Genomic DNA, 18604 nt, shown 5'->3' with positions numbered 1-18604 from the left:
CGCCAACGGGCGGGATCGCCGGTCCGGTACAGCCGAGCCCCCGGTTCGGCGGAGAACGGATCGGGCACGAACCGGTCCGCGGTCAGCCCCGGCCGGCGGAAGTATCCGCGGGCCACCCCGGCGCCGCCGAGGTACAGCTCCCCCGCGACGCCGCTCGGCGCCGGCCGCAACCACCGGTCCAGCACGTACGCGCGGGTTCCGGCGATCGGCGTCCCGACCGGCGGCGGCAGCTCGGCACCGGCGGGCACGAGCGCCGCGGTCGAGTACGTGGTGGCTTCACTGGGTCCGTAGAGATTGTGCACTGCCCGGACGGCCGCCTGCCGGTATGCGGCGTCGACCAGCGATCCCGGCAGCGGTTCTCCGGCAAGGCAGACTGTGCGCACGCCGGGCGGCAGTTCCCCGTCACGCAACACTTCCGCGAGCACTGACGGCACGGTGTTCACCAGCGTGACGTCCGGCAGCGGCGTGTCCAGCATGGCCAGCGCGCTGTCGACGAGCACGACGCGCGCGCCGAGACTCAGCGGCAGGAAGATCTCGAACACCGAAAGGTCGAAGCACACCGACGTAGCGGCCAGCATCCCGTCCGACCCGTCGAGCGGGAATGCGGAACTCGCCCAGCCCACCAGCGCCGCCACGTTGGCGTGGGTGATCTGCACGCCCTTCGGCGTGCCGGTCGAGCCGGAGGTATAGAGGACGTACGCGGTTTGCCCGCCCGAGACCGCCTCGTCCGGAGCGTGCACCGGCTGTGCGGCGATCGCCGCGGCGGCCCCGTCGACGGTGACCGTGCACATTCCGTTACTGGGCAACCGATCCGCCAGCGCCTCGCGGGTGACGGCGATCTCGGCGCCGCTGTCGGCCAGCATCGCGTTCAGCCGCTCCGCCGGATACGCCGGGTCCAGCGGCAGGTAGCCGCCGCCTGCTTTCAGCACCGCCAGCAGCGCGACCACCAGCGCCGGCGTGCGGTCGAGGCAGACCGCCACCAGGGTTTCGGCGCGCACGCCGAGGCCGCGCAAATGCCCGGCGAGCTGGTTGGCGCGCTCGTCCAGTTCCCGGTAGGTCACCGCGGTTTCGCCGCACCGCACAGCGATCGCGTCCGGAGTGCGGGCGGCCTGGGCGCGGAACCGTTCAAGCACGGGCGTCCGACCGGCCGCCGGACCGCCGTCGGCCGACCGGGTCATGTCGTCCAGCTCGGCCGCGCTCAGCATCGGAAGCGTGCTCACCGGCGCGACGGGATCCCCGACGGCAGCGGCCAGCAGCGTACGCAGATGTCCGGTGAGGCGTTCGACAGTCGCGTGGTCGAACAACGCGCCGTCGTACTCGAACACCACGTCCAGTCCGTTCGCACCGATGTCGGTGACGAACAGGCTGAGGTCGAACTTCGCGGTGCCTCCGCGGTGCTCCCGGCGGAACGGCACCGACCGCAGCCCGGGCCAGTCCCGGTCCGCCGCCGGCGTGTTCTGCAGCGCGAAAAGCACCTGCACCACCGGGTTGTGCCGCAGGTTCCGCTCCGGCTGCAGCGCCTCGACCAGCCGCTCGAACGGCAGGTCCTGGTGGCTGTAGGCGTCCAGGCAGTTCTCCCGCACCTGGTCGAGCAGGGCGCCGAAACCCGGGTCGCCGGACACGTCCGTGCGCAGCGCCAGAGTGTTGACCAGCAGGCCGATCATGCCGTCCAGTTCCGGACGGCCGCGGCCGGCGACCGGTGTGCCGACGACCACGTCCGGCGAACCGCTGTGCCGGGCCAGCACCGCGCTGAAACCGGCCAGCAGCACCATGAACAGCGTGGCGCCGTGCTCGTGGCCGAGCAGCGCGAGCCCGTCGCGCAGCTCGGCCGGCCAGCGCACGGCGACCTGCGCGGACCGCGCCGCCGGCACTGGCGGGCGCGGCCGGTCCAGCGGGAGGTCGAGCAGCGCGGGAGCGCCGGCCAGCCGGTCGCGCCAGTAGCCCAGTTCGCGCTCCAGCCCGGCGCCGGAGAGCTGTTCCCGTTGCCACACCGCGTAATCCGCGTACTGGACGGGCAGCTCCGGCAGCTCCGGCTTGCGGCCCTCCGCCGCGGCCTGGTAGCAGATGCCGAGCTCGCGAGCGAAATTGCCGAGCGACCATCCGTCGGCGATCGCGTGGTGCATGGTGGTCAGCAGCACGTGGTCCGCGGGTCCGAGGCGGAGCAGGCGGACCCGCAGCAGCGGCCCGGTCGCCAGGTCGAACGGTGCGGCGGCTTCCGCGGCGGCCAGCCGCGCCGCGACCTCGGCGCGGTCCGCCTCGGGCAGGCCGGAGAGGTCGACTACCGGCAGCGCGACGTCGGCGGCCGGGGCGACGAGCTGGCTCGGCACGCCGGACTGGTCGATGTCGGCCAGCGTGGTCCGCAAGGTTTCGTGCCGGTCGGCCACGGTGCGCAGAGCTTGCCGCAGCGCCGGGGCGCCGAGCCGGCCGGACAGCCGCACGGCCATCGGGATGAGGTAGGCCGGGCTGCCCGGTTCGAGCTGGTCGAGGAACCACAGCCGCTGCTGCGCATAGGACGCGGGCAGGACGAAGACGTCCTGCTCCACGCCCGGGTCGATGCCGGTCACCAGCCGACCTCCGGGTGGAAGTCCGCGGCGGACTGCGCGGTGCCCGCCGCGCGCACCCGTTCGGCGAGCCAGGAGCCGACCGCGAGGTCCAGCACGCCCAGTCCGAACGGCGAGAACACCGCGGCCCGCTCCGGATCGCGGGAGACCGTGCCGGTCAGCACGTCGGCGAGGGTGCCGGCGACGAAATCGCGGTGCCCGACCCGCTGCTGCGCCAGGTGCAGCGAAGTGCGCTCGCGCATCACGTGGTCGATGTCGTCGGTGAAATTCTGCGCGCCCAGCACCAAGTCCTCGCCCAGGTCGCGCAGCGACAGGTGCAGCACCACCGGCCGGTGCGCCAGCAGCTTCGGATCGTGCAGGTGCGGCGTGCCCGCGACGGTGGCGAGCACTACGAGGTCGCAGTCTTCGAAGGCGCCGGACACCTCGTCCGCGACGACGACGTCGGGACCGGGCAGCCGCTCGGCGAACCGGTGCGCGGCAGCCGGGTCGGTGTCGAACAACCGGTAGCCGCCGACCTCCCAGGACAGATCGGCGAAGAACCGGCGCACGTGGTCGGCGATCAGGCCGGCGCCGACGAACCCGATCCGGCGCGCGGTCCGCCCGCCGGTCAGCGCCTCGGCCGCGAGCACCGCCGATGCGGCCGTGCGGGTCGCCGAGATCAGCGAGGATTCCAAGCAGGCGTAAGCGAATCCGGTCGCCGGGTCGTTGAGCAGCAGCACCGCCGACGCGCGCGGCAGGCCGTGGTTCTTGTTGCCCGGGACGCTGGCGATCCACTTGAGCCCGGCGACGTCGAATTCCCCGCCGAGATACCCGGGCAGCGCGATGATCCGGTCGGACTCGCGCCCCGGGAACCGCAGGAAACTGCTGTGCGGCAACGAAGAGTCCCCCGCCGCGTGGACGAGGTAAGCGCGGCGGACCACGTCGGCGCACTCCGGCCGCGCGGCGTCGAGGTGCTTGCGCGCGTCGCTTCCGGTGATCACGGTCAGTTCGGGCGGCGCCAGCTCGGGCATGGGAATCCCTTTCAGATGCTCAGCACCGGCGAGGGCAGGCGCTCGGCGAGCCAGCCTGGCCGGTAGACGGTGTCCGCGTACGCGGTGCCCCGGTCCGCGCACAGCATGGCGACCACCGGGGCCGGTCCGCGGTACCCGGCGAAGTACCGTTCGATCGCGGCGTAGACGCTGCCGGTGGACCCGCCGGCGTAGATGCCGTGCTCGCGCACCAGGTCGTGGCAGGCGGCGACAGCTTCGGTCTCCGGGACGATCACCACGTCGTCGATCTCCGCCCGGCCCGCCATCGGCGGCCGGATCGCCGAGCCGAGCCCCGGGATGTGCCGGGCGCGCGGCGGGCTCCCGAAGATCGCCGACCCCTCGGCATCCACCGCGACCACCTTCGCCCGCGGCCGCAGCCGTTTGACGCAGCGGGAAACTCCGGCGATCGTCGCGCCGGTGCCGACCCCGACGAACACGTAGTCGATCCGCTCCAGCGCCGCGCACAGCTCGGCGCCGGTCGTCAACTCGTGCGCGTCCGCGGCGTCGGCGTTCTCGTACTGGTTGGGCCAGTACCCGTCCGGCAGGCCCGCCCGCAGCCGGCGCACCGCGGCCAGCCGGCTGAGCAGGAACCCGCCGCTTTCGTCCCGTACGGTCACCTTCTCCACCCGCTCGCAGGCCGCGCGCAGGAACCGTTCGGTGGCGGGGTTCGTGTTCGGGTCGATCACCGGCACGAAGGACAGGCCTGCCGCGCGACAGAACGACGCCAGCGAGATCGCGAAGTTCCCGGACGAGGACTCCACCACGACGCTGGCCGAGGTCAGCTCGCCCCGCTCGGCCGCGCGGCGCAGGATCAGGTACGCCGAACGGTCCTTCACGCTGCCGGTCGGGTTCTGGAATTCGAGCTTCGCGTACAGCCGCAGCCGCTCGTGCGCGAGCCGCGCGACCGGAGTGCGCGCGAAGCCGGCGCCGATGCCGTCCAGCCGCGCGAGCAGCGCGTGGTCGGTCACGCGTCCGCGCTGGTCGTCGCGACCAGCCGGCCGGTGCCGCTCAGCGTGGCCAGGTCGATGTCCGCCACGCAGCGCACCGGTTCGTCATTGAGCACCAGGCTGCCCTCCAAGTGCACGGCGCCGGAGCCCTGTGCGAAGTCCGCGCCGTCGAGTGCGCAGCGTTCGCGGTCGAGCCGGACGCCGAGGTCGGTGCCGCCGGTGGTCCCGGTGAACTTCACGAACACGAAGCCCAGCTCGTCGACCCGGCGGTGCAGTTCGGCCAGCGTCGCCACCGGTCCGCCGACGGCCACCGGGTGCGTGCCCTCCGACAGGCGCTGCACCAGCTCATCCATTGCGTTGTCCTCCTTGGTTTTCCGAATCGGCGGTGTCCGCGAGGTCGGCGGGCACCGCGAAACCCAGCTCGGCGGTGCAGAATTCGCGCCATCCGGCGGCGTCGCCGCCGAACAGCAGCGGTTCGCCGGTCACCGGATCGGCGCGCACCGCGTAGTCGTCGCCGAGATAGCCGAGGTCGTCGTCGCCGAGACCGGCCTGCGCCGGCGCGGCCGCCGCGGTCCAGCCGGGGAACCGGCGGAACTGGCCCAGCGGAAAGGCTTTGCAGTACCCGGGCAGTGCGGCCGCGCTCACTGTGCCGCGGCCTCGGCGGCCATCTGCTTGCGCAGGCTCAGCGGCCGCATGTCGGTCCACACCTCGTCCACGTGGGCCAGGCACTCCTTCTTGGTGCCCGAGGTGCCCTCGCTGCGCCAGCCGGCCGGGATCTCCCGGTCCGCGGGCCAGATCGAATACTGCTCCTCGTGGTTGACCACCACGTGGTAGACGGTGGTTTCGTCGTCGTCCTCGAACACGGTTCCTCCTCCGGCGCGCTCAGCGGCGCGGTTCTTTCTCGGTGTTCTTTTCGGTGGCCAAGGTCAGCTGCCGCCGCAGGTCCCACAAGAACGGGAAAACCCGTTGCGCGGCCCGGCCTTCGAGATAGCCGGACGATCCGCCGCCGGTGCCGCGCACCAGCCGGCCGATGATCCGTTCGACCAGGCACAGGTGCTCGTGCCGCCAGCGCAGCCACATCCGGTCGTGGTCCAGCAACTCCTCGCCGAGCAGCACCAGCGCGGCATGCCGGTCCGGTTCCGCGTACACCGCCTGCCAGTCGTCGGCGCCCGCGGCGCGCGGCGCCCCGACGGCCACTTCGGCGAGGCTCGGCGCGGCGAGCGCGGCGGTCACCTCCGACGGCAGCACGCCGCTGCTGGCCGACGCGAGCTGCGCGAGATAACCCGGCTCGCGCAAGCCGACCAACACTTCGAGCACCCGGAACTGCACGGACTGGAATCCGCTCGCGGTGCCGAGCGCGTGCCGGAACTGCAGGAAGGCACTCGGCTCCAGCGTGTTCAGGGTCTGCATCTGCGCGATCTGGGCGGCGAAGATCTCGTTGACCCGGCGCATCCGGGTGACCGCGCGCGCCCAGTGCCGGGCGGCCAGGCAGGGCAGCACCCGGTACAGCTCGTGGATCATCACCTTGAACCACAACTCCATCGCCTGGTGGGTGACGATGAAGTGCAGTTCGTCCGGGTGCTCGGGTTCGCTCACCGGGCGCTGGAGCCGCAGCAGGGCATCCAGTTCGAGGTAGCTTCCGTAGGTCAGCTCGGCGGTGCCGGGCAGGTCGGTCATCCCGCATCTCCCCCTCTGGGCGGCGCTGCCGGAGCGGTCGCGCGCGGCATTCGGAGTTCGGATTTCCGGCGGCGGTAGCCGTCGCGGCCCACCGCCCGGATGGCGCCCGCGTCCGCGGCGGGCCCGGCCGCGGACCGGCGGTCGAGTTCGGCCGCCAGCGCGGCGACGGTCGGCAGCTCGAACAGCGCCCGCAGCGGCAGGTCGGACTGGAATTCGGCGCGCAGCCGGGCGTGCACCCGGGTCGCCAGCAGGGAATGGCCGCCGAGCGCGAAGAAATTGTCGTCCGCGCCGACTTCGGGCGCGCCGAGCACGACCTGCCACACCTTCGCGACCCGTTCCTCGGACGGCGTCGCCGGCGCCCGGTACGCGACCCCGCCGAGTTCGTCGCCGGCCGCCGTCCGCAAGGCTTTCCGGTCGATCTTCCCGTTGGGCGACAACGGGAATTCCGCGAGCCGCACGAACGCGGCGGGCACCATATAGGCGGGCAGCGTGCGAGCGCAGTGCGAACGCAGCCCCGCATCGTCCACTTCGGACTCCGCGACGACGTACCCGACCAAGCGCGCCCGGTCGCCGGTCCCGTGCACGACGGTGACCGCCGCCCGAACGTCCGGATGCGCCGCGAGCACCGCGTCCACTTCGCCGGGCTCGATGCGCTGACCGCGAATCTTGACCTGGTGGTCGAGGCGACCGAGGAATTCGAGCACACCGTCGGCGCGCAGCCTCACTTGGTCGCCGGTGCGGTACAGCCGGGCGCCGGGATTCCCGGCCGGGTCGGGCACGAAGCGTTCGGCGGTCAGGCCAGGCCGGCCGTGGTAGCCGCGGCCGACTTGCACGCCGCCGATGCACAGCTCGCCGGGAACCCCGGCGGGCACCGGCCGCAGGAGGCGATCCAGCACGTGGATCCGAGTGTTGGCCACTGGTGCACCGAGCGGCACGGTGCCGATCGGGTCCGGCGGGCATGGCCAGTGCGTCACGTCGACCGCAGCCTCGGTCGGCCCGTACAGGTTGTGCAGCGCCGCGCCGGGCAACCTTGCCGCGACCGCGCGGACCACTTCCGCGGACAGCGCCTCGCCGCTGGCGATCAGCCGGCGCAAGGAACTCGCGCGGGCGGATTCCGGCGTATCGACGAACGCCGAGAGCATGGCCGGAACGAAATGCGCCGTGGTGACGGCTTGTTCGTCGGCCAGCTCAGCCAGATAACGCGGATCCCGGTGGCCGCCGGGCGCGGCGAGCACCAGCCGTGCGCCGGTCAGCAGCGGCCAGAAGAACTCCCACACCGACACGTCGAAGGTGGCCGGCGTTTTCTGCAGCACCCGGTCGTCGCCGTCGAGGCGGTAGGTGTCCTGCATCCACTGCAACCGGTTGACGATCGCGCGGTGCGTGTTCATCGCCGCTTTGGGCCGGCCGGTCGAGCCCGAGGTGTAGATGACGTAGGCGAGATTGTCCGGTGCCGCCTCCCGCCCGCGTCGCGGATCGGCTCCCTCGCCGGGGTGCACCGTCTCGACGGCCGACGCGGACGCGCGGTCGGTGACCAGCGCCGCGGCCTCGCTGTCGGCCAGCAGCGACGCGAGCCGTTCTGCCGGGTGCTCCGGATCGAGCGGCAGATAGGCGGCGCCGGCGACCAGAACCCCGAGCACCGCGACGACCAGCTCCGGCGACCGGTCCAGGCAGACGCCGACCCGGTCCTCCGGGCCGATCCCGGACGCGCGCAACCGCTGGGCCAGCCGCTCGGCCTTGGTCCACAGGGCCCGGTAGGTCAGCTCGCGTCCGGCCGAGGACACTGCGACCGCGTCGGGTGTTCGCTGCGCTTGTGCGCGCACCAGCGCGACCAGGGTGGTCTCCGGCAGTTCGACGGCGGGGCCGGTGAGCGTGGCCTGCGCGGCGAGTTCCGGCGCGGGCAGCAACGGCAGCTCCGACACCTGCCGCTCCGGATCCTCGGCCAGCGCCCCCAGCACGCTTTCGTACGAACGCATCAGGCGGAGGATCGTCGCCTGGTCGAAGAGGTCGGTGTTGTATTCGACGTTGGCGTGCAGCCCTTCGGCGGATTCGCGCACCGAGAGGGTCAGGTCGAAGCGTGCGGTGTCGCCGGCCGGCCGGTCGTGCACCGCGCTGATTTCCAGGCCCGGCCACGGCGCACCGCCGGCCGGCGCGTTCTGCAGCACGAACAGCACCTGCACCAGGGGGCTGTGGCTCGGCGAGCGCTCCGGCCGCACCGCGTCGACCAGCAGCTCGAACGGCACGTCTTGCTGGGTGTAGGCGTCCACGGTGGTGTCGCGCACCCGGGCGAGCAGTTCCCGGCCGGTGGGTGCACCCGTCAGGTCGGCGCGCAACACCAGGGTGTTGGCGAAGAACCCGATCAGCGGCTCCAGTTCGGGCCGCGAGCGGTTGGCGATCGGGGTGCCGATCAGCAAGTCCCGCTGGCCGCTGTAGCCGGACAGCACGGTCGCGAAGGCGGCGAACAGGACCATGAAGACCGTCGCGCCTTCCGCGTTGCCCAGTTCGCGCGCGGCCGCCGCCACTCGCGCAGGCAGGTCGACCGCGACGTTCGCGCCCCGGTGGGTCTGCACGGCCGGCCGCGGCCGGTCGGTGGGAAGCGCGAGCAGTCCGGGCGCGCCGGCCAGCTTCTCCCGCCACTGCGCGAGCTTGCGTTCCAGCCGGTCGCCGCTGAGCAGATCGCGTTGCCACACCGAGAAATCCGGGTACTGTACCGGCAGTTCCGGCAGCACCGCCGGCCGGTGTTCGACCGCCGCGGCGTAGCTCTCGCTCAGCTCCGCGACCAGCACGCCGGACGACCAGCCGTCGCTGACGATGTGGTGCAGATTCAGCAGGAGGACGTGGTCGTCTTCGGCCAGCCGCACCAGCGCCGTCCGCAGCAGCGGGCCGGTTTCGAGATCGAACGGCGTGCGCGCGTCCTGCTGCGCCAGCGCCGTAGCCCGCGCGAGCGCGTCCGCCCGGTCGAGTTCGCTCAGGTCGACCACCGGCAGCCGGACCTCCGGTGTTTCGGCGATTACCTGGTACGGCGTGCCGTCCTCACTGGAAAAGGTGGTGCGCAAGGATTCGTGGCGGTGCACGACGGTCCGCACGGCATCCGCCAGTGCGGTGACGTTCAGGTCGCCGGTGAGGCGCACGGCCATCGGCAGGTTGTACGCCGAGCTTCCGGGTGCCCAGCGATCGAGGAACCAAAGACGTTGCTGCGCAAAAGAAAGCGGGACCACGCCAGCACGCGGTACCGGGGTCAGCGCCGGCGCTGAATCTTCCGTCGCCCGCGCTCGCTCGACGAACCGGGCGAAGTCCGCGAGCGTCGGGTTGTCGAACAAGGCGCGCAACGGGAGTTCCGCGTGCACCAAAGCGGACAGACGGGCGATCACCCGCATCGCCGAGAGCGAATGCCCGCCCAGCGCGAAGAACGCCGACTGCCGGCCCACGTCCGTCCCGCCCAGGACGGTCGACCAGACGGTGGCGACCAGTTCCTCCATGCCGGGTCGCGGCCGGTCCGCCTCGGCGGCGGTGCCGGCCCCGGCGACCGCCGGGAGCGCACGCCGGTCCAGTTTTCCGTTGGGGGTCAGCGGAAGCGCGTCCAGCCGGACGAACGCCGACGGCACCATGTACCCGGGCAGGCCCTCCGCGCAGTGCGCTCGGAGGTCCGGGTCGGCGGAACCCGTCACCGCGTACGCGACGAGCTGTTGGTTGCCCGGCACGTCCTCGCGGAGCAGGACGACCGCGTCGCGCACGGCCGGGTGCCGGTGCAGAACCGCCTCGATCTCGCCGAGTTCGATCCGGAAACCGCGCAGCTTCACCTGGTGGTCGATGCGGCCGAGGAATTCCAGCGTGCCGTCCGCCGCGGCGCGCACCAGGTCGCCGGTGCGGTAAAGCCGCGCGCCCGGCGGCCCGAACGGATCCGGCAGGAACGACGACGCGGTGCGGCCGGGCCGTCCGGCGTACCCGCGGCCGACTCCGCTGCCGGCCACGCACAATTCGCCGGGCGCGCCGAGCGGCACCGGACGCTGCCGGTTGTCCAGGACGTACAGCCGGGTGTTCGGCAACGGCGTGCCGATCGGCACCCCGGAAGCCTCCGCGGCGGGCGGGGCCGCGATGACGTGGTGCGTGACGTCATCGGAGCATTCCGTCGGGCCGAAGGCGTTGAGCAGCGGAATCCGCGGATGCTGGGCGAGCCAGGCCCGGCAGAGGTCGGCGGGCAGTGCCTCGCCGGTCAGCAGCAGCCACCGCAGGGCGGGCAGCTCTTCGGGCGTCTCGGATGCCTCGATCGCGCGAAGCATCGAGGGCACCACTTCGAGGATCGTCACGTTCCGGCGCGCGGTCTCGGCCATCAGCCGGACCGGGTCGTGGGCCACCTGGTCGGCGAACACCCGCACACTGCCGCCGACCAGCAGCGCCGAGAAGAACTGCCACACCGAGATGTCGAAGGACGGCGACGCGGTGGCGGCCACCGTGTCGCCGGCGGAAAGGCCGAGGGCGCGGACCTTCGCGAGCAAGTGGTTGACCATCCCGCGCTGCTCGACCATCGCGCCCTTGGGCAGGCCGGTGGAGCCGGAGGTGTAAATGACGTACGCGAGGTGGTCCGGCCCAGTCCGCGGAGCCGGCGGCTGGACCGCGCTGGGCAGGTCAGCGTCGTCTACGCAGACGACCTGTGCGTCCGTCGGCGGGAGGGCGGTGCGGTTCGCGTTGGTGGCGACCACGACCGCCGCGCGGGCGTCGTCGAGCATGAAGGCGATGCGCTGCGCGGAAAGCGCGGTGTCCACCGGCAGATACGCGCCGCCGGCCTGCCACACCGCGAGGATCGCGATGATCAGGTCGATCGAGCGGTCCAGGCACAGCGCGACCTTGGTCTCCGGCTCCACGCCGAGGCTCCGCAGGCGGTGCGCGAGACCCGCGGCGGCCGCGGCCAGTTCGGCGTAGGTCAGCTCACGGTCGTCGTCGGCCACCGCGAGCGCGTCGGGAGTGCGCGCCGCTTGCGCCCGGAACAGCTGCGGGAACGTCTGGTCCAGCGGGAACGGCACCGCGGTGTCGTTCCACTCGAGGAGCACCTGCCGGGCCTCGTCCTCGGCCAGCACCGGCAGGTCCGCGACGGTGCGCCGCGGATCGTCCGCCAGCGCGCCCAGCACGGTGCGGACCTGGTCGAGCAGCCGCCGAGCGGTCTGCGGACGGTAGCGGTCGCCGTCGTAGAGCAACTGGAGCCGGACCTGCTCGCCGGGCGCCGAGATCAGCGTCAGCGGGTAGTTGGTCTGCTCGTGCCCCTGCAACCGGTCCACCGCCGGCATTCCGGCGGGACGGGCCGCCGCGGCTTCCGGCAGTTGCTCGACCAGGTAGTTCTCGAACACCAGCACCGACTCGAACAACGGCTGGTCCCGGGGCACCGCGCTGGCGCCGTGAATCTCCACCAGGGGGGTGAACTCGAACTGGCGCGCGTCGGCGAGCGCGCGCTGCACGTCGTGCAGCCAGTCCAGCGCCTGCCGGTCCGGCTCGACCGCGAGCCGCACCGGCTGGGTGTTGATGAACTGCCCGACCATGCCTTCGGCGCCGGACAGGTCCGCGGGCCGGCCGGCCACGACGGTGCCGAACACCACCTCGGGCTCCGTGCTGTGCCGGTGCAGCACCAGCGCCCAGGCGGCGTGCACCAGGGTGCCGAGCGTGACCTGGTTGCGCCGGCCGAAGTCTTGTACGGCGGCGGTCTGCTCGGCGGTCAGGTGCACGATCTCGGTCGCGGACCCGGTGGCCGGGACCGGCTCGCCCGGTTCGGCCGGCAACGGCGTCGGCGCGCTGACGCCGCCGAATTCCTTGCGCCAGAAGGCTTCCGCCTGTGCCGGGTCGCGCTCGGCGAGCCAGCCCAGGTAATCGCGGTACGGCCGGGCCGGCGCCGGGACGAACTCGATGCCGGTCAGCGCGGCCCGCTGGAACGCGAGGACTTCCTGGAACACACGGGCCAGCGACCAGCCGTCCAACAGGAGATGGTGGTGAGTCCAGATCAGCTCGCGAGTGTCCTCGCCGGTGCGGATCAGCGTCAGCCGCATCAGCGGCGCGGTTTCCGGACGGAACCGCTCCGCCCGGTCCGCGCGCAGCAGGCCGGCCAGAGCTTCGCGTTGTTCGGCGGGTGCCCGGTCGCGCCAGTCCAGCTCCCGCCACGGCACTTCCGCCGTGCGGTGCACCGCTTGCAGCGGGGAATCGCCGTCGCGCCAGTGGAACGAAGTGCGCAGCACCGGGTGGTGCGCCACCACCGCAGCCCACGCCGAACGCAGCGACGGCACGTCGAGGTCGCCGGTGAGCCGGCAGGTCACCTGCTCGACGTTCACGCCGCCCTCCGGCGCATAAAGCAGGTGGAACAACATCCCTTGCTGCATGGGCGACAACGGATACAGGTCTTCGAGACCGCCGGGCAGCGCCGCGAGCCGGTCTACCGCGTCCTGGCTGACCGTCGCGAGCGGGAAGTCCTGCGGGGTCGCCAGCGCGGCGTCCTCCGCGGCTTCGGCGAACTCCGCGACGCGATCGAGGAAGCGGGAGGCCAGCCGTGCCACGGTGGATTCGCGGTGCTGGCCGGGGCTGTAGGTCCAGCGGACCTGGAGCTTGCCGTTCGCGACGGCGGCGGTGACTTCCAGCGCATACCGGCGCGGCGCGCGGTCGCCCTGCGGCACGCCGGTCGGCTCGCCGGACAGCCGCCAGCCGGAGCCGTTCTCCGGGGTCTCGTCGAACTGGCCGAGGTAGTTGAACAGGACGTCGCGTTCGGCCGCGCCGAAACGGATGCCGCGGCCGTAGGCGAGCAACTGGTACCCGATGCCGCCGTCCGGCACCGACCGGAGCCGGGCTTTCGCGTGCCGCAACGCCGAAATCGCATCGCCCGCGACCAATTCGAGCGGGTAGAGGCTGGTGAACCACCCGACGGTGCCGGTGAGGTCGACGCCGGCCCAGCGCGTCTCGCGACCGTGCCCTTCGGTGTCCACCACCACGCGGTCGCGGCCGGACCACTCCCCCAGCGCCTGGCCGAGGGCGGCGAGCATGACCTCGACTGGCCGTACCCGGGCGGAGGCCGCGCGCAGGAGGGAGCGGGTCTGCCGCCGGTTCAGCGACCGGGTGACGGTTGCCGCGCCGCCGGCCGTTTGCGTTCCGGCGCCGGGGAAATCGACCGGCAGCGGCGCGTTCGCGGCGCGGAGCATGTCCTGCCAGAACGGGAGTTCGGCGGCGAGTTCGGCCGACTCGGCGTACTCCGCCAGCCGGGTCGCCCAGGCGGCGAAGGAAGTGCCGGACGCGCGGGCCGGCGCCTCCCGGCCGCGGGAGATCTCGGCGTAGGCCGCGGCGAGGTCGGCCAGCAGGACGCGCCACGACACGCCGTCTACTCCCAGGTGGTGAACGATCAGCAGCAGCCGCTCGCCGTCGTCGCCGAGGCGGACGTGCACCGCGCGCAGCAGCAGGCCGCCGTCCAGGGCGAGCGAAGTCTGGGTTTCAGTCGCGATCTCCTCGAACGCGGCGGCCGGATCGGCGCTCCCGGACAGGTCGACGCAGCGCAGCAGCTCGGGATGCTCGGCGGGCTCGGCGATCCGCTGCTGCCACCGGCCGTCGGGCCGTTGCTCGAAACGCAGCCGCAGCGCCGCGTGCTTCGCGGTCAGGTGCATGAGCGCGGCTCGCAGCGCATCCGGGTCCGCAGGCTGATCGAGCCGTACGGCGAACGCTTGGTTGAAGTGGTGCGGTGCGGGCCGTTCCGCGGCGAAGAACCAGGACTGGATCGGAGTCAGCGGGATCGGGCCGACCGGATCGGGCTCCGCCACCGCGGGTTCGGCGGTTTCGGCGCCGACCGCCGTCGCCAGCTCGGCCACGGTCTGGTGCTCGAACAGCTGCCGCGGGTTGATCCGCAGCCCGGCCTGCATCGCCCGCGCCGCGATCCGCATGCTCAGGATCGAATCCCCGCCCAGGCCGAAGAAATTGTCGTGCACGCCGACCGCGTGCACGCCCAGGATGTCCTGCCAGATCTCGGCGAGCGCACGTTCGGCCGGGGTGTCCGGCGCGGCGTACTCGGCACCGGACTGGGCGCGGTCGGAGGACGGCGCCGGCAGCGCGGCGGCGTCGATCTTGCCGTGGGCGGTCAAGGGGAACGCGTCGACAACCACGTGGTGCGCCGGATGCAGATAGCTCGGCAGCGACCGGGCCAAATGTTCGCGGATGTCGGCGATCTCGCCGGTGGTGACCAAATAAGCGGCCAGCCTCTCGTCGCGCAGCAGCACGTGCGCGGCGGTCACGTTCGGGTGCGTGCGAAGCGCGGCTTCGACCTCGCCGGGCTCGACGCGGTGCCCGCGGACCTGCACCTGGCTGTCGCTGCGCCCGAGGTAGACGAACGTGCCGTCGCGCAGCGCCCGCGCCCGGTCGCCGGTGCGGTACATCCGGGCGCCCGGCGCGCCGTGCGGGTCGGGCAGGAAGCGCTCGGCGGAGAGTCCGGCCCGGCCGAGGTATCCGCGGGCGGGCCCGGCGCCGCCGACGTAAAGCTCGCCCGCCACGCCCGCCGGCACCGGGCGCAGGTCGTCGTCCAGCAGGTACCCGCGCAGGTCCGAAATCGGCCGTCCGATCACCGAGCCCGCACCGGGCCGCAGATCGGCGTCGGCGACCCGGTGCTGGGTCACGTGCACGGTGGTCTCGGTGATGCCGTACATGTTCACCAACCGCGGCCGGTGCAGCCCGGTGCGGCTGGCCCAGCCCGCGAGCTGCTCGGCGGACAGCGCCTCGCCGCCGAAGATCACCGTGCGCAGGGCGGGCAGTTCGCCAGCGGCCGCGGCCAGCGGCAGGAACGCCGAAGGCGTCTGGTTCAGCACGGTGACCGCTTGCTCGGCAAGGAGTTCCGCGAAGTCGTCCGGCGAACGCCGGGTCAGGTCGTCCACCAGCACCAGGCGGCCGCCGTGGGCCAGCGCGCCCCACAGCTCCCACACCGAGAAGTCGAACGCGATCGAGTGGAACAAGCTCCAGATGTCGTGCGCGCCGAACCCGGTCCAGTCCTGGGTCGCGTCGAACAGCCGGGCCGCGTTGCCGTGCGGCACCAGCACGCCCTTGGGCTGTCCGGTGGAACCCGACGTGTAGATCACGTACGCCAGCTGCGCCGGGTCCACCCGCACGTCGACCGGTTCGGCCTCGCGCGCGTCCAGGACGACGACCTCCGGCCCGGCCGGCACCCGCGCCGCGAGGTCCGGGGTGGTCACGACGATCGGCGTCCGGCTGTCGGCCACCAGGTACCCGATCCGCTCCGCCGGGTAAGCCGGGTCCAGCGGCAGGTACGCACCGCCGGCGAGGTGGCAGGCCAGTACCGCGACCACCTGCTGGGGCCCGCGCTCCGACAGCACGCCGACCAGCGTCTCCGGGCCGACGCCCGCGGCCCGCAGCCGTTCCGCGAGGCCGGACGCGCGCCGCAGCACCGCGCGATAGCTCAACTGTTCCTCGCCCCGCACGACGGCGATCGCGTCCGGCCGGGTCCGGGCCTGCTCCTGAAAGCGGGTCACCAGCGGAACCGGCGCGGCCAATTCGCCGGCGTCCGGGTTCCACCGCCGCACCAGGTCCGCTTCGTCCACTGTGGACAAAAGCGGCAGCCGGGCGACCGGGCGTGCCGGATCGGCGGCGATGCCGGCCAGCAGGCGAACGAGCTGACCGAGCAGATCGGCGGCGGTCGGCGCGTCGTACCGGTCGGCGGCATACAGCAGGCGGAGGCTGAGCCGGTCGCCCGGGGCCGCGACCAGGGTCAATGCCACGTCGGTCTGCTCGGCGACCCGGACGTCGCGCACCACCGTCTCCGATTCGCCGCGCACGGAGTCGTCGCCGAGCGGGTAGTTCTCGAAGACCACCAGGCTGTCGAACAGTGCGACGCCACCCGGTGCTTCGCTCCACGCCCGGATCCGCGCCAGGGGCGTGTGTTCGTGCTGCCGCAGCTCGGCGACCGAACGCTGCAGCTCCCGTAGCCACTCGCCGACCGGCTGGCCGTCCGACCAGCGCACGCGCACCGGAACCGTGTTGATGAACAGCCCGATCATGTCCTCGGAGCCGGGCAGTTGCGGCGGACGCCCGGCCACGGTCACGCCGAACACCACGTCGTCGGTGCCGCTGTGTTTGCCCAGCAGCACTCCCCAGGCGGCCTGCACGACCGTGCTCGCGGTGAGCCCGTGCTCCCGGCACATCAGCTGCAGGGCCGCCGTCGCTTCCTCGTCCAGCTCGACGACCGCGCTCACGGATCCCGCTGCGCCGGGGTTCGTGGCCCCGGCCGGCAGCGCGGTCGGCGCGGCGAACCCGCGGAGCGCGTCGCGCCAGGTCTTCTCGGCCGCCTGGTCGTCCCGGGCCTGCAGCCAGCCGACGTAATCGCGGAACGGCCGGACCGGCGGAAGGTCGACCTCGGCGCCGGGCGCGGCCGAGTAGTACGCCATCACCTCGCGCAGCAGCCTCGCCCGGGACCATCCGTCGAAGATCAGGTGATGGTTGCTGCAGACGATTTCCCACGCGTCCTCGGCGAGCCGGATCAGCGCGATGCGCAGCAGCGGAGCCCGCGCCACGTCGAACCCGCGGGCGTGGTCGGCGCGCAGGAACTCCGCCAGCCGCCGCTCGCGCTCGGCGGCGCTCGCGCCGCGCCAATCCTCCACTGCCACGTCGAGCCGCGCCTCGCGGTGCACGACCTGGACCGGCTGGTCCAGCTTCTGCCACAGGAACGAGGTGCGCAGCGCCGGATGCCGGTCGACCACGCGCTGCCACGCGCGGGCGAAAGCGTCCGGATCGAAGGGGCCTTCGACCCGGAACGCGACCTGTTCCACGTACATCCCGCCGCGGTCGTCGGCGACAGTGTGGAACAGCAGTCCTTGCTGCAGCGGAGAAAGCGGGTAGAGGTCCGCGACGTCGCTCACGGCGCCAAGTCCAACTCGGCGGCGGCGGTCGGGACGACCGCGACCGGCAGCCGGCTCGGGCCGCTGAGGAAATTGGACCGCACCCGGGTCACCGGCCCCGCCACGTCGATGTCCGCGGCGAATTCGGCGAGCGCGGAGAGCAGGGCGGACATCTCGACCCGGGCCAGATAGGACCCGAGGCAGAAGTGCGGGCCGAAGCCGAACGTGACGTGTTTGTTGGGCTGGCGGGCCAGATCGAACACCTCGGGCTCGTCGAACACCCGCTCGTCCCGGTTCGCCGAGCAGTTCCACACCGTCACGATGTCGCCCGCGGCGATGGTGCGGTCGTGCAGCACCACGTCTTCGAGGGCGACCCGGCCGAAGTGCATGGCCGGCGTCGCCCAGCGAAGCGCCTCTTCGACCGCGGTTTCCGTTGCGACCGTGCCATCGCGCAGCGCGCGCCACTGGTCCTTGTGCTCGCTCAGCGCCTGCACCGTACTGCACATGGACAGCCGCGCGGTTTCGTCGCCGCCGATGACCAGGCTGTAGCAGTTGAAGATGATCTCGTGCACGGTGAGCGCGCGGTCGCCGATACTGCCGGTGGCGAGCGCGCTGATCACGTCGTCCTCCGGGTTTTCGCGGCGCAGCTCGGCCAGTTCGGCGAAATACATCAGGATCTCGTTGCGCGCCGCCCACGCGTCGCTGAACGTTTCGTCCGCGTCGTCGGAACTGAGCGCGGACTTGTTCAGGCGGAGCAGATGCGGCCGGTCGGCCTCGGGCACGCCGAGCAGGTCGCAGATGGTGGTCATCGGGATCCGGTCGGCCACCTCGCCGGCGAAATCGAATGCGCCGCGCCGCACCGCGGCCCGCACCGCCCGCCGGGTGGACTGGCGCACCTGTCCGGAGACCCGCTCGAGCACCCGCGGCGAGAACGCCTTGAGAAGCACCGCGCGCAGTTCGCGCTGCCGCGGCCCGTCGGTGACCGCGAGCATTTTCCCGGCCGCGGTGTCGCCGCCGCGCAGCAAAGTGGTGAGCAGATTGCCGCGTTCCGACGTGAACCGGATGTTGTCCTTGTACACCGCCTGCACGTCGGCATGCCGGGTGATCACCCAGAATTCCGGGCCGTGCACCGTTTCGGAATGCCGGTAAACCGGTTCGCGATCGCGCAGCCGACGCCACAGTCCGGACAAGTCGGCATCGGCATGGGTCGCCGGGTCGGCCAAATCGAACGCCGCCGGGCTTTCCGCCGCGACCGCAGTTTCGGCACTCAAGAAGCCGCCCTCCGTCTTCTGCCGCCCCCGGCGGTCGTCACCTGCGCCGGAACCGGACCTCTCCGCGCGCTGTCCGGTCGGCGAGCCCGACATTAGAGGTTCCGACGGAATTCGTGCAAGACCTTCCAGCAATGCTTTCAATGGCCCGGACAATGCGCAATGAGCGTAATTCGATGCAATGCTGCACTACCTTTCACAGCGCATTTTTTTCACCCCGCGCAAAGCGGGTTGGCGAGTCCCCGGAGCCGTGCTAGCGTGCGGGAGAATTGA

General features: G+C 72.4%; 9 protein-coding genes. All 9 read right to left on the bottom strand.

Features of this window, described 5'->3' with window-relative positions:
* Positions 1–2564 (bottom strand): non-ribosomal peptide synthetase (locus D0D37_RS34415; protein WP_116204764.1); only part of this gene is annotated, 2564 nt, incomplete at its 3' end.
* A complete protein-coding gene (sbnB, locus tag D0D37_RS34410; protein WP_116204763.1) occupies positions 2561–3571 on the bottom strand; it encodes a 2,3-diaminopropionate biosynthesis protein SbnB in 1011 nt (336 codons plus the stop codon). The genes sbnB and D0D37_RS34415, both read right to left, overlap by 4 nt.
* 11 nt (positions 3572–3582) lie before the next feature.
* Complete coding sequence (gene sbnA, locus D0D37_RS34405) at positions 3583–4557, bottom strand: 2,3-diaminopropionate biosynthesis protein SbnA (RefSeq protein WP_208720273.1); 975 nt, start codon at positions 4555–4557, stop codon at positions 3583–3585.
* Positions 4554–4889: an MbtH domain protein gene (locus tag D0D37_RS34400; protein WP_116204762.1), complete on the bottom strand. Its 336-nt coding sequence runs from the start codon at positions 4887–4889 to the stop codon at positions 4554–4556. The genes sbnA and D0D37_RS34400 overlap by 4 nt, the downstream gene beginning before the upstream one ends.
* The gene (locus D0D37_RS34395) at positions 4882–5181 is read right to left on the bottom strand and encodes a hypothetical protein (RefSeq protein WP_116204761.1); all 300 of its coding nucleotides are present in this window, start codon (positions 5179–5181) and stop codon (positions 4882–4884) included. The genes D0D37_RS34400 and D0D37_RS34395 overlap by 8 nt, the downstream gene beginning before the upstream one ends.
* Positions 5178–5399 carry an MbtH family protein gene (locus D0D37_RS34390; RefSeq protein WP_116204760.1) on the bottom strand — a complete coding sequence of 74 codons (222 nt, stop codon included), beginning with the start codon at positions 5397–5399 and terminating at the stop codon, positions 5178–5180. Before D0D37_RS34390 ends, D0D37_RS34395 begins: the two co-directional genes overlap by 4 nt.
* A gap of 19 nt (positions 5400–5418) precedes the next feature.
* Entirely contained in the window at positions 5419–6213 is a 795-nt protein-coding gene (locus D0D37_RS34385; RefSeq protein WP_116204759.1) for a tryptophan 2,3-dioxygenase family protein, read from the bottom strand.
* On the bottom strand, positions 6210–17084 hold the full coding sequence (locus tag D0D37_RS34380) for a non-ribosomal peptide synthetase (protein WP_162834608.1): 10875 nt from the start codon (positions 17082–17084) through the stop codon (positions 6210–6212). Before D0D37_RS34380 ends, D0D37_RS34385 begins: the two co-directional genes overlap by 4 nt.
* Positions 17081–18334 (bottom strand): cytochrome P450, encoded by a 1254-nt coding sequence (locus D0D37_RS34375; protein WP_244223778.1) that lies wholly within the window; start codon positions 18332–18334, stop codon positions 17081–17083. Before D0D37_RS34375 ends, D0D37_RS34380 begins: the two co-directional genes overlap by 4 nt.
* Positions 18335–18604: the final 270 nt, after the last annotated feature.

The organism is Amycolatopsis circi (genome assembly GCF_003385235.1).
Taxonomy (GTDB): domain Bacteria; phylum Actinomycetota; class Actinomycetes; order Mycobacteriales; family Pseudonocardiaceae; genus Amycolatopsis; species Amycolatopsis circi.
Note: the sequence above shows the minus strand (reverse complement) of the source record. Positions and strands in the feature narration are given on the sequence as shown.